Annotated in this window: 12 protein-coding genes; 2 read left to right on the top strand and 10 right to left on the bottom strand. The window is 56.9% G+C overall.

The window, feature by feature from the left end; all coding sequences use genetic code 11:
- Nucleotides 1-76: 76 nt before the first annotated feature.
- On the top strand, nt 77-1,186 hold the full coding sequence (locus tag QEH52_RS09280; RefSeq protein WP_308949931.1) for a lactonase family protein: 1,110 nt from the start codon (nt 77-79) through the stop codon (nt 1,184-1,186).
- Nucleotides 1,187-1,274: 88 nt separating this feature from the next.
- Here QEH52_RS09280 and QEH52_RS09285 read toward each other — a convergent pair whose 3' ends face one another.
- The 9 genes from QEH52_RS09285 to QEH52_RS09325 form a co-directional block, all read right to left on the bottom strand.
- On the bottom strand, nt 1,275-1,856 hold the full coding sequence (locus tag QEH52_RS09285; protein WP_308949932.1) for a peptide deformylase: 582 nt from the start codon (nt 1,854-1,856) through the stop codon (nt 1,275-1,277).
- A 57-nt stretch (nt 1,857-1,913) separates the two neighbouring features.
- Complete coding sequence (locus tag QEH52_RS09290; RefSeq protein ID WP_308949935.1) at nt 1,914-2,192, bottom strand: hypothetical protein; 279 nt, start codon at nt 2,190-2,192, stop codon at nt 1,914-1,916.
- 151 nt (nt 2,193-2,343) lie between these two features.
- On the bottom strand, nt 2,344-3,666 hold the full coding sequence (locus QEH52_RS09295; RefSeq protein ID WP_308949936.1) for a pyruvate dehydrogenase complex dihydrolipoamide acetyltransferase: 1,323 nt from the start codon (nt 3,664-3,666) through the stop codon (nt 2,344-2,346).
- Nucleotides 3,667-3,718: 52 nt separating this feature from the next.
- Entirely contained in the window at nt 3,719-4,696 is a 978-nt protein-coding gene (locus QEH52_RS09300) for an alpha-ketoacid dehydrogenase subunit beta (protein WP_308949937.1), read from the bottom strand.
- A 120-nt stretch (nt 4,697-4,816) separates the two neighbouring features.
- Entirely contained in the window at nt 4,817-5,932 is a 1,116-nt protein-coding gene (gene pdhA / locus QEH52_RS09305; RefSeq protein WP_308949938.1) for a pyruvate dehydrogenase (acetyl-transferring) E1 component subunit alpha, read from the bottom strand.
- Nucleotides 5,933-6,026: 94 nt separating this feature from the next.
- Entirely contained in the window at nt 6,027-7,028 is a 1,002-nt protein-coding gene (locus QEH52_RS09310; RefSeq protein WP_308949940.1) for a YheT family hydrolase, read from the bottom strand.
- Nucleotides 7,015-8,724: a GspE/PulE family protein gene (locus tag QEH52_RS09315; RefSeq protein WP_308949942.1), complete on the bottom strand. Its 1,710-nt coding sequence runs from the start codon at nt 8,722-8,724 to the stop codon at nt 7,015-7,017. The genes QEH52_RS09310 and QEH52_RS09315 overlap by 14 nt, the downstream gene beginning before the upstream one ends.
- A 17-nt stretch (nt 8,725-8,741) precedes the next feature.
- Nucleotides 8,742-9,155, bottom strand: coding sequence for an SET domain-containing protein-lysine N-methyltransferase (locus QEH52_RS09320; protein WP_308949943.1), 414 nt, complete (start codon nt 9,153-9,155; stop codon nt 8,742-8,744).
- 116 nt (nt 9,156-9,271) lie between these two features.
- The gene (locus tag QEH52_RS09325; protein ID WP_308949944.1) at nt 9,272-10,303 is read right to left on the bottom strand and encodes an A/G-specific adenine glycosylase; all 1,032 of its coding nucleotides are present in this window, start codon (nt 10,301-10,303) and stop codon (nt 9,272-9,274) included.
- A gap of 145 nt (nt 10,304-10,448) precedes the next feature.
- On the opposite strand from QEH52_RS09325, the gene QEH52_RS09330 reads away from it, so the two are divergent.
- Nucleotides 10,449-11,453: an inositol monophosphatase family protein gene (locus QEH52_RS09330; RefSeq protein WP_308949946.1), complete on the top strand. Its 1,005-nt coding sequence runs from the start codon at nt 10,449-10,451 to the stop codon at nt 11,451-11,453.
- An 8-nt stretch (nt 11,454-11,461) separates the two neighbouring features.
- Here the strand turns inward: QEH52_RS09330 and QEH52_RS09335 are convergent, their stop codons facing one another.
- Entirely contained in the window at nt 11,462-12,496 is a 1,035-nt protein-coding gene (locus QEH52_RS09335) for a fatty acid desaturase (RefSeq protein WP_308949947.1), read from the bottom strand.
- Nucleotides 12,497-12,678: the final 182 nt, after the last annotated feature.

Below are 12,678 nucleotides of genomic sequence, written 5' to 3' on the forward strand. Positions count from 1 at the left end.
GTGGCGGATAGTGTACATTTCCGTCATCATTTCTGTCATCTATCCGCCCGAGCGCATTCCCCTCCCACGCCCCTTTATGAAAATCGTACGCACCCTGATTCCGCTCTTGCTGACATCCACCCTCCACGCTGCAACAGTTGATGTCTATTTCGGCACTGGTGGCGGGCAGGCCCAAGGCATTTATCGCGCCAGCTTGGACATCGAACAAGGCAAGCTATCGCCAGCCTCCCTCGCTGCGGAGCTGGATGCCCCCGAGTTTCTGGCCTTTCATCCGGATCGCACAAAACTCTATGCGATCGCTAAGGTGGACTCGAAGCCCTCCGTGGTCGCCTACCAAGTGGCCGCCGACGGCGCTCTCGAACGGCTGCATGCGGAGCCGATCCCTGGAGGCGGCGCCGCGCATATCAGCGTGCACCCCTCTGGCCAGTTTCTGCTGACGGCGCAATACGGCGCCGGTTCGGTCGCGCTCTTCCCGCTCACAGAAGACGGTGCTTTGCTGCCTTGCCAGCAAGTGATCCAGCATCAGGGAGGCTCCAGAGTCGTCGCGCATCGTCAAAATTCACCGCATCCGCATTGGACCGGCTTCTCGCCCGACGGGCGTTTTGCCTTCGTGCCCGACCTCGGACTCGACCAAATTGTGATCTATCAAGTGCAATTTGAGCCCGTTTCGATTGAGCGCATCGGCCATGCCGACTCCGTGCCCGGCGGCGGCCCGCGCCATATGAAGTTCTCCTTGGACGGGCGTTTTATCTTCCTACTTAATGAGTTGAACCTCTCCGTCTCAACACTGGCTTACGATGCCGACTCTGGCAGCGCGCAGCTGCTCGCGTCCGCACCCACGCTCAGCGAAGCCGTCAAAGCCCAGCAAGCTTCTAACTCTGGTTCCGAGATCCTCGTGCATCCGAACGGCCAATTTGTCTATGCCGCCAATCGTGGCCATGACAGTGTCAGCGCCTTTCAAATTGCTCCTGATGGGAGTCTCGAGCGTATCGATGTCGAAGCCATCCGTGGCGCCTGGCCTCGCAATATAAATATCGATTCCAGCGGCCGCTGGCTACTCGCCGCCGGCGCGCATTCCAATACCGTAACGGTGCTCGCCATCGATCCCGATTCCGGCAGTTTACAATATCCCGGCAAACGCGTGATCTCAGTGCCCAATGTAATCTGCATTCTATTGAATGATTAAAATTGCCCTTTCAGAGCCAACTGCCTGGAGCGTCCGTGCTTTAGGCGACCTGTTACATCAGTGTTGTATTCAGACTTGAATCTACAGCTTACTTCTTTCCCTTCAAAAAATCGCGGCTTTCACGCTTTAGTTTTTTGATCTTCGTTTCGTTTTTCTTGAGATCGCGTTTATACATACGATCGATGAAGAGTTTGCCCTGCAGGTGATCCACTTCATGTAAAATGCAACGGCCTAGGAGTCCATCAGCTTCGATCACGTGCGGGTTGCCCTCCGTGTCTTGGTATTCGCAGCGCACGCCGATGGGACGGTCGACCCGACCGTTGACGCCGGGGAAGGAGAGGCAGCCCTCTTCGTAGACTTCTTCCGTGTCGTCCAAAATGGTGATTTTAGGGTTCACGATTGCCATCGGCATGATCAAGTCCAAGGGAGGCTTTTTGCCGTCGAAACTATAGTTGAAGGGCACTTCCACCCCTTCCGGCGGGCGCACATCGACGACGCAAATTTGCAGTGCTTGGTCGACTTGCTGCGCGGCTAGGCCGATGCCTTCCTCGTCATACATGGTGTCGACCATGTCGTCGGCCAAGGTCGCCAGCGCTTGGTTGAAATCTGTGATGGATTTGCCGACTTTGCGCAGGATCGGTTCGCCGTATTGTTTGACTCGTAAAATCATTGAGGAGACTTAGGAATTAGAAATTAAGAATTAGGGAATTCGGGACAGGAATGGGAATTAGCGTTGGCCCGAGGCGCGGGCAGGCAGGGGCGCAGCGTTGGACATGCTGGTATTCACGATCACCTTGTATTGTGCGGCGACCGTTTCGTAGGCAGACTGCAGTGCGGGCCAGACTTCAGCCGCTTCGCCCCATACGACTGTGGACATACTACCACTGTCGCGGCCAATGCCTGTCGCATCCAGCGCATCCAAATAGCAGTACACTGCCTCGCGCACCTGGCCATCCAGTGCGTAGACAGATACTTGAACGGAAATGATAGGATCAGTTTTTTCCATAATAAAGAGGTTTAGGCACGCATCCCCCGCTTGTCACGGCGGAATATCATTTGGGAGTGGTTGCCTGTGCACAAAAAAGCCCGCGATCGCTCGCGGGCTTTTGAAAAATCTGACCTCCGACCTTCTGACTTCCGTCTTCCGGCCGTCTGGACTAGACCAGCATGACCGATGGGGTCTCGAGGATCTCTTTGAGCGCCTGCAAATACTGTGCGCCGACCGCGCCGTCGATGGTGCGGTGGTCGCCGGAGAGACCGATCTTCATCACTTGGCCCACGACGACTTCGTCCTTGTCGTTCACTACAGGCTTCTTAATCGTTGCACCGATACTGAGGATCGCCGCGTTGTTGGGATTGATGATGCCGTAGAAGTCGGAAATGCCGAACATGCCGAGGTTGGTGACGGTCAGTGTGGAGCCGCTCATCTCGTTGGGAGTGAGCTTTTTCTCACGTGCCTTTTTGATCAAGACCTTCGCTTCAGCTCCGATTTCACGTAGTCCCTTGGTCTCGGCTGCGCGAATGACGGGTGTGACCAAGCCGTCGTCGATCGCGACCCCGAAGGCGAGGTGCACGTTCGGGTGTTGCTTGATGCTTTCACCTTCCCATGAGCGATTGATCGCAGGCACGCGGCGCACGGCTTCGGCCGCTGCCTTGAGTGTAAGGTCATTCACGGTAAACTTGGTGCCACCGTGCTCCTTGGGCAGATCCGCAAGCTTGGCGTTGAGCTCTGCGCGGAGCTTGGCCAATGGGCCGCCGTCGACTTCGATTTGTAGGTAGAAGTGCGGTGCTTGAGTCTTGGAGCCCACCAGTGCCTTGGCGATGCTCTTGCGCATGTTGGACACGGGCAGGTCGAGCGCTTCCAGTGTAGCAGCGGGCGCTGCGGCGGGGGCGCTGGCTGCGGCCGGAGCGGCTGCGCTTGCGGCACTGCCGGGTTTTGCGTTCTCGACATCGGCTTTGACAATGCGTCCACCGGGGCCAGAGCCCTGGATGCTGGCCAGATCGATGCCCTTATCAGCTGCAATCTTCTTTGCGAGCGGGGAGGCTTTGATGCGTCCGTTGCCGGAAGCGCTGCTTGTTGCGGGGGCAGCTGCTGGAGCCGGCGCGGCTGCTGGAGCCGGCTCCGCTTTAGATGCCTCCTTGGGAGCTTCCGCGGCAGGTTCCGCTTCAGCTTCGGCTTCGGGCTCGGATTCAGATTCGGAAGCTGCGGGGGCGCTGCTTTCTGCGGCGGGTGCTTCTTCACCTTCTTCGCCGATGGCTGCGATCGCATCCCCTACGGCGACTTCGGTGCCTTCGGCTGCGTATTGCTTAATCAGCACGCCGTCGTCGAAGCATTCGACTTCCATGGTTGCTTTGTCGGTCTCGACTTCAGCAATCATGTCGCCGCTGGAAATTGCGTCGCCTTCGTTTTTTAACCATTTGACCAGCGTGCCCACCGTCATGGTGTCGCTGAGTTTGGGCATGTCGATAAGTGTAGCCATAAGATGAGAATTAGAAATTAAGAATTAAGAATTAGGAATGTGCGTTGAAAAGCTATTCTGCAACTTTGAGCGCGCATTCGATAATGCGTTCTTCGTTGGGGATTTGCCAGTCTTCCAGCTCTTTGGAGTAGAAGTTCGGCGCATCAATTGCAGAGACGCGGTGGATGGGTGCATCCAAATCGTCAAAAGCCTTGAGTTGAATCATGTGCGAGATTTGTGCATCCACGCCACAGAAAGGTTTGTTCTCTTCCACCAGCATCACGCGGTGTGTCTTGCGAACCGACTTCAAAATCGTTTCTTCGTCCAGCGGGCGAATGGAGCGCAGGTCCACAACTTCCACACTGATGTCGTGTTTTTCTTCGAGAGTCTTCGCGGCTTGCAGCGAAATCATAGCGCAGCGGCCGTGAGATACGATGGTGAGGTCCGTGCCTTCTTTCAGCACATTGGCCACGCCTAGCTCGACGATGTACTCCTCTTCCGGCACTTCCCATTTTTCTCCGTAGAGTAGGGTGTTCTCCATCACGAAGACCGGGTCGTTGTCACGGATCGCAGCCTTCATCAGGCCCTTCGCATCATACGCGTTGGAGGGGCAGACAACTTTCAAGCCCGGGTGGTTGGCCACCATGTTTTCGGGCGTGTGTGAGTGAGTCGCGCCCACGCTAGTGCCACCATTGGCAGGACCACGCACGACGATGGGCACATTCATGAGCCCGCCCGACATGTAGCGGCAGAAGGAGGCATTATTGAAGAGTTGGTCGATCGCTACGTAGCTGAATGACATGAACATCATTTCCACGACCGGGCGAATGCCCAGCATGGAGGCTCCGATCGCCAAGCCCGAGAAGGCCGCTTCCGAAATCGGAGTGTCAATCAGACGCTTGTCGCCATGTTTTTCCCAGAGACCTTCAGTGACCTTGTAGGCACCGTTGTATTGAGCGACTTCTTCGCCCATGATGCAGACGTTCTCGTCGCGTTGGATTTCCTCGTCGAGTGCTTGCTTGATAGCTTCGCGGTAAGTGATAAGTGGCATGGTGTATTTAAATTAAGAATTAAGAATTAGGAATTAGGAATTAGGAGTGAGAAATTAGAAACGACAGCAAGGAGCGGTGTGCATTTTCGTAATTCTTAATTCCTAAATCGTAATTGTTTTCTAGTCATTAAAGAAGTGGGTGCCCTTGAGCTTGCCCTCTGTGTCGTTGTCCACTTCCCAGTAAACATCGGTTTGGATCTCGCTGCGTGGTGCGACTGGACTTTCGTCGGCGAACTTTGCGGAGGCTTCGGCTTCGTCCTTCTTTTCTTGGTCGATGCGTTTGGCCTCGGCGTCTGTCAGTGTGCCGTCCTCGAGCAGTTGCTGCTTGATCACGTTGACCGGATCTTTGGTGCGCTTATACTCTTCGATCTCTTCCTTGGTGCGGTACTTCTCGTGGTTGGCGTCCGCTACGGAGTGTCCGCGATAGCGATAGGTGCGGATTTCCAGTAAGAAGGGCTTCATCTCTTCGCGTGCACGAGTCATCGCGCGATTGGCGACTTCACGCACTTCAAATACGTCGTGCCCGTTGCAGACTTCCCATTCCATGTCGAAGCCGTCCGCGCGGTGCGCAAGGTTCTCTTCGGCAGAGGAGCGCTTGAGGCTGGTGCCCATCGAGTAGCCGTTGTTCTCAATCACGAACACAACCGGAATATTCCAGAGCGATACTAAGTTGAGCGTTTCCATGAAAGAGCCTTGATTGACCGCGCCGTCTCCTAAGAAAGCGAGCGCACAGCCCTTGAGGCCCTTATATTTGAGAGCAAAGGCCAGTCCGGCGCCCAGCGGTGTTTGGCCCGCCACGATCCCGTGACCACCCCAGTAGTTCTTGTCCGGAGCGAAAAAGTGCATCGAGCCTCCCTTGCCCTTGGAGCAACCTGTGTGCTTGCCATACATTTCGGCCATACACTCATTCATCGACATGCCCACAGCCAAGGCGTGACCATGGTCCCGGTAGGCTGTGATGATGTGGTCGTTTTCTTCCATCAGCGATACGATGCCAGTGGCCACCGCTTCCTGACCGATGTAAAGGTGTAGGAATCCGCCAATCTTGCCTTGGTTATAAGCGCGCAATGAGCGCTCTTCAAAGCGGCGAATGCCAACGATCGTGCTGTAAAGCGCGATCTTTTCCTCTTTAGAAAGTGATTTGTTGATCGGTGCCGTTGCGAAGTTTGTAGACTTGGCAGGTTTCTTGGCCACCGATGTGGTTTTCGATGTGGATTTCTTTTTCGTAGTAGCCATAAGCGTAGACAGATCAAACTCGCACAGCCCCGATAGATGACAAGACTAAAACCTAAAAACTGGCTATGGCATGCGGGTTAGTTTTCGCGAAATTTTATTGGCGAAAACTGTTTCGCGGTTCTTGTGTCTGCCTTGAGGCAATGTTGTGTAGGTAGTCAACTGCGCGGCGCTCGGACCAGTAGATGTTTTGATCGTTGAAGCTGACGAAGCCGATGTGGCCACCGTGGCTTGGGGTCTCTAGACGGAAATTTGCATTTTCCCGGGCGGCCTCGTGCGGGTAGCACTCCGGCGTGAGAAAGGGATCGTCGAGGGCGTTGACTAGCAGCGTGGGCACTGCGATGTCCATCAGCCGGTGGAGGCAGCTGCTCTGCGACCAGTATTCTTCGGCGCCGGAAAAGCCGTGGATGGGCGCGGTGTAGCGATCGTCAAATTCGGCGAAGGTGCGCATGCGCTCTAAGCCTGCGAGGCTGAGTTGCTGGGGGAAGCGTTGCGCCTTTTCGCGCACTTTTTCTCGCAGGCTGCGCATGAAGCGCGCCATGTAGATGCGGTTTTGCCAGTGCTCGAGCCGCTGCGCGCTGCTGGCTAGATCGCAGGGCACGCTGAAGGCGACCGCGCCACAAATGCGCGGATCGATCGTGCTGCCTCGCTCGCCGATGTATTTGAGCGTCAAATTACCGCCCAGGCTGAAGCCGACGAGGGCGATCTCGCGATACGCGCTGTGAGCGAATATGTGCTCTAGCACGATCTGTAATTCTTCGGTGGCGCCGCTGTGATAGCTGCGTAGCTGCTGATTGGGCTCGCCGCTGCAACCACGGAAGTTCCATGCCAGCGCATCCCAGCCGTCGGCTTGCAGTGCGCGGGCCATGCCTTGGCAGTAGTGGCTGCGCGAGTGGCCCTCGAGTCCGTGCGTGATCACGACGAGTCGCGAACTGCCCGGGCGCCGGGCCCAGTCTAGGTCGATAAAGTCGTGATCTGGAGTGCTTATGCGCTCACGCTGACGCGTGAGCACCGGCACCCGCCTAAATAGAGTCGGGTAGATGGTTTGCAGGTGCGCATTTCGGAAACCGAAGGGCGGAGCATACTTACTCTTCGTCACTCTCGATCTCGGCGAAGCGCATGACTTCTTCTAAGGTGCTGGTGCCTTCTTTGACGTGGGCCCAGCCGCTTTGCATCAGTGTGCGCATGTCTTGCGAGACCGCTGTCTGGCGAATCATGCGGGCGGAGTCGCGCTTGACGATGTGTTCGTGGATCTCTTCGGTCACCCGTAGGATTTCAAACATGCCCACACGGCCACGGAAGCCGAGCTTGCGACAGCGCTCGCAACCACAGGGGGCTTTGGCCAGCGGCGCGTATTGCACTTCGCTGGGGTCGATGCGCATGGTGTGTAAAAAGCTGGCGACTTGACGTGGATCGTAATTGGCCGGCTGCGCGCAGTTGGGGCAGAGGCGGCGCACCAGGCGTTGCGCGATGATCATTTCCACCGAAGAGGCGATCAAGAAGGGCTCGATGTCCATGTCGACCAAGCGGGTGAGGGCACCGGGGGCATCGTTGGTGTGGAGCGTGCTGAGCACCAAGTGCCCAGTCAGCGAGGCGCGGATCGCGATGTCGGCGGTCTCGCGGTCGCGAATCTCACCCACCATGATCACGTCGGGGTCTTGCCGCAGCACGGCACGGAGTGATTGGGCAAAAGTCAGGCCAATCTCGGGGTGCACCTGTGTCTGGTTGACCCCGGGCACTTCATACTCGATCGGGTCCTCTACGGTAATGATGCGCCGCTCGGGCTTGTTGATCAGGCGAATGAAGGCGGTCAAGGAGGTGGATTTACCCGAGCCGGTGGGACCCGTTACTAGAATGATGCCGTGCGGCGTGGCCAGCGACTGAGTCAGCTTTTTTTCCTCATCGTCTGCAAGGCCCAGCTCGCGCATCGAGAGTGGCTTCGACTTTTGATTCAGCAGACGCAGCGAGACGCTTTCGGCATACATCGTCGGGAAGGTGGAAATACGGATGTCGAGTTCCGAGTTGCCGGCGCCGAAGGAGATACGGCCGTCCTGTGGGCGGCGCTTCTCCGAAATGTTGAGCTTGGCCATAATCTTGAGGCGCGAAATAATGGCCCCCTGGAAGCGGATCAAATTGTCGGGCACACGGACGGGCACCAGTTCGCCGTCGATTCGGTAGCGGATCTGTAGTTCGTCGCGGTGCGGCTCGAAGTGGATATCGGTCGCGCGATCGCTGACAGCCTTCTGCACCACTTCATTCACGAAGCGGATCACGGCCGCATCTTCGTCTTCCGCCTCATCGGCATCGGCGACATCGGTCACCAGGTCCGACTCATCCAAGCTGCCGGAGCCGACGCCGAAGTTTTGGGTGATGGTTTCGGTGATCTGTTCCGGATCGCCCATGAACCATTGGGCATTGCGCCCACTGACGGCGTAGATCCAGCGGTTCATTGTCTCGTCGGGCGGCCAAAGGGTGGCCAGGGCGATGGGAGCGCTCTGGTCTGTTTCGGCGGCCAGGTCGTCGCTAAATGCTCGATCCTCGTCAGCTTCCGTCTTGATCGGGATGCACTGATACTCGTGGATCATGCGCAGGGGCAGGGTGGCGGTGGGGTTTTCGATCAGTTCGAAATTTTGCACCACCGGCAGCTCGGCCAGCTCGGCCAGTTCAGTCACCATTTCGCGTGTCGGTCGGTTGCGCAGGGTGGATAGCTCGATCAAACGATCGCCGCGTGGCAGGCCTGAAACAGTGCTGCGTTGTTCCTCGTCGAGGCCTGTGTAGATGGGGTCGATATTCATAACTATACTCTTAGTATCTAAATCGTGTGCTTTGGTTCCTCGGACTCTGTCTCCCAGTAATCATCGCCGTAATTAAAGAAAATCTCTTCGCCTGCTTCGATCTCGCGCAGCGCTTCAAAGCGAGCCGTTTTCCAACGGCTGGAGACGATTAGAAAGGCGTTCGGCTCATCACTGTGATTGATGTAGCGGGTGTAATTGGCCTTCGGGCCTTCGCCCACGATGATATGTGTGCGGCAGACCCACATCACGTAGGCGGAAAAAGGCCGCTCCGGATCGTAGAACTCTTTTTCGCTGATCACCTCACCGGTGTAGTAGCCGATCGTATCTTCCGCCGCGATCCGGTGCTTGGCAAAAAGGCCCATGCCCGCGCCCTCGATAGTAGAGGTGCGGATTTCGAAGTCGTCAGCAGTCCATTTTTTGGGCTTTGGCATGTTGTGGAGCAAAGTAGTGGCGTCACGGGGGAAAGGTCCAACTTAGAATCGAGCATTTATGTAAAAGGTTGCGGCAAATTGTGTGCTCTCGAATTTTGGGCGCCGCAGAGCAAGATTCACCTCAGTCCTCCGCCCTCCGACTCGCGGGCCAACAGTTCGCCGATCCAGCGGCGATGGGGGCCTGATAGTGTGATGCGCTCGATGTCTTCGAGGCGCACCCACTCCAGTGAGGCGTCGATGCTGGGCTTGGCTTTGACCTGGTAAATGTGTTCTTTGATGCGGCGGTGCGTGATCGAGCGCGATTTGCTGGCCAGCAGCTGCTTGGCACTGCGCGGGCTGGCCACTGTCTCTAATCGGGGCAGCTCGTACTGCCCGGCCAGTTGGCCGGAGTCTTCCGCGATACGGTGGAGCAGTAGCTTGCCCGCTTGCAATACCCAGGCCCGCTCGACTTCGACTTTTACCGTGGCTTTGCGCTCGATCTTGGGGCGCGCCTCTTGGCTGCCCTTGCGGCTGGCCGCGCAATAGGCCAGCACGGGACAGACCGTGCAGAGTGGCTTATGCTTGAGGCACACTGTGGCGCCGAGCTCCATCATCGCTTGATTGTGCTCGCCGGCATTGCCTTGGTCCAGCACGGCTTCGGCGGTGGGAGTGAAAGCCTTGACCGCTTCGCCGTTGTTTTTAAACACGCGGGCATCGTCCGTCAGCCGCGCGAGAATGCGCACCACATTGCCATCGACCACTGCCGCGGGTTCGCCCAGCGCGATCGAGCTGATCGCGGCCGAGGTGTAGGGGCCGATGCCGGGCAGTTGTTGCCAATCTTCGCGGCTGCGTGGTTTGGGCTCCAGCGCGACATATTCCTTGGCCAACTTATGTAGATTGCGCGCGCGGCTGTAGTAGCCCAGTCCCTCCCAGTGCTTGAGCACATCCTCGGCGGGCGCCTCGGCCAGGGCGGCAAAGTCGGGGAAGCGCCGCATCCAGCGCTCAAAGTAGGGCAGCATGGTCTTGATTTGTGTCTGCTGCGCCATCAGCTCGGACACCACGGTTCGATAGAGGCTCGGTTGTGTGCGCCAGGGCAAGGGCCGCTGCGCGGTGGCATACCACTGAGCGAGGGCATGACGAAAAGTAATGGTATGTGAGAGTAAGTCCATGAGCCTGGAAAGAGTCGACCTCTGACCTCTGAATTAAGAAGAAGGGAGGCGCACACAGTAGGAACGGGTTCACCGCTCGGCGACAACCAGATAATGGGGCTGGATTGCCTTGCCAAGTCTGGGGGCTTGGCGCCATCTCTTTTCTGTGATAGAAAACCAAGAAAGCATCCGCACGCTACTTTGTGAGCTGCAGCAGGCGATTTTAAAAGCAATTCTGGCCGAGCGCGCACGGAGCACTGTTGAGGCACTGGCAACGGTGTCGCAGGAGACCGCGGCTGATACCATCTACGCGATCGATCGTGTCGCGGAGACGACGATTCATAGCTGGTTGTGCGCGCATTGGCCGAGCGATCAGCCGGTCGAAATTGTGATGGAAGGTCTGGAAGATGGCGCAGTGTTGACCTATCCGCTCGGCACGCCTGTGGGCGAGACCCGCCTGAAATGCATCATCGACCCGATCGACGGCACACGGGGTATTATGTATGATAAGCGTGCCGCTTGGATCCTTGCCGGGGTGGCCGCGCAGCGCGGTGCGGACACTAGCCTAGCCGATATTGAAGTCGCCGTGATGACGGAGATCCCCACCACCCGGCAGTGGCGGGCCGATCAAGTCAGCGCCATCCGCGGCTGCGGCGTGCGTGCCGTGGCGATCGACGTGCGCGACGGCTTTAGTAGTCAAGCACTCCAACTACAACCGAGCCGTGCCCATGAAGTGCGCCATGCCTTCGGCACCGTCAGTCGCTTTTTTCCCGCAGGCTTGGCGCTCCTGAGTCGAGTCGAAGAAGCGTTGTGGGATCGACTCTATGGACAGCCGGATTCGCCGTCACCATTGGTTTTTAATGATCAATATATCTCCAGTGGTGGTCAGTTTTACGAGATCCTGGCCGGGCATGATCGCTTTGTCGCGGACCTGCGTCCGGAGGCCTTTGCCAAGCTCGGCATTTTGTCCAATCTTGCTTGCCACCCCTACGATGTCGCGACCGCGCTCATTCTGCAAGAGGCGGGCTGTGTGGTCGAAAAGCCCGATGGCCAGCCCTTGGATTGCCCGCTGGATACCACTACGCCAGTGAGTTGGGCCGCCTATGCCAATCCGGAGCTTGCCGATACGATGCGGCCAGCCCTACAAGCGGTGATCGCTGAATATTTGTAGCCAGGCAACTAGTGGGCGGATTTCTTCAGCACATCGTAGCCGACGAGTTTGCCCGCTTCCTCATCCCACAGCCGCAGCTGGATTGATCGAATACTGCTACGCAGTGTCAACTCCGGCACTTGTTGAAAGAAGGGCTCCGACTCGTGGCAGGCCTTTAAATTATAATTCGGAATGCGCGAGCTCAAGTGGTGAATGTGGTGGTAGCCGATGTTGCCAGAGAACCAGTTTAAAATCGCAGGTAAGCGATAAAAGGAGCTGCCCTGCATGGCCGAGTCGGTATAGTCCCACTCATCCCCCGTGCGCCAATAGGTGTCTTCAAACTGGTGCTGCACATAAAATAGCCAAATGCCCGCCCCTCCGGAAACCGTCGTGATCAGCAGTTGAATCCATAGGAAATTCCAAAAACCAAATATCAGGCTCATCGCCACTGCGTAGAGCGCGATGCATGCATTCATCTTATACACGTCCATACGGTCGCGGCGGCTGGCGATTTTGTAGGCGAAGCGTTGATACACGATAAACAGCCCCAGCGGGCCGAGCACGAACAGGATAAAAGGATTACGCGTCAGACGGTATTGAACCCGCAGCCACAAGGGAGCCGCCCGGTATTCCTTCACTGTCATAGTCCAGACATCGCCCACCCCCCGGTGATCCAGATTGCCGGAAGTGCCATGATGCACCGCGTGTTGCCAGGTCCAGTGGCGGAAGGGCGTGAGCGTCATCAGCCCCGAGATGAAGCCCACCGTCTTGTTTGCTTTTTTATTTCGAAAAAACGAGCCGTGTCCGCAGTCGTGAAAAATGATAAAAACCCGCACCAAAAAGAGCCCCGCCAGTGTGGCCAGTGCCAGTGTGAGCGGCCACGAAAACGAGACTGTAAAGTACATCACCCCCCACAAAGCGATGTAAGGACCCATTGAATTGACGATCTGCCACGAGCTCTTCTTCAGGCAAGGTTGCTGGTATTTTTTAACGATCTGTCGCCAATTGGGCGCAGTCTCATTAACTGGAATCGGTAGAGGTGGAGTGATTAAAGGCGTGTTCACTGCCCCGTGAAATATGACTTTTTCAGTAGGGGCGAGCACTAAGCTCGATTTTTGAGCCGAGCCTCGCATGCGCGGGCGAAGAGAAGGGGCTGGGAACATTGAACATTGAACGTCCAACATTGAACATCGAATGAGTCGCGGAATTCAGTAGCGGGGGACTTTAGACCCCGTTCCACGTCGTG

The organism is Thalassobacterium maritimum, from assembly GCF_031127805.1.
GTDB lineage: Bacteria > Verrucomicrobiota > Verrucomicrobiia > Opitutales > Coraliomargaritaceae > Thalassobacterium > Thalassobacterium maritimum.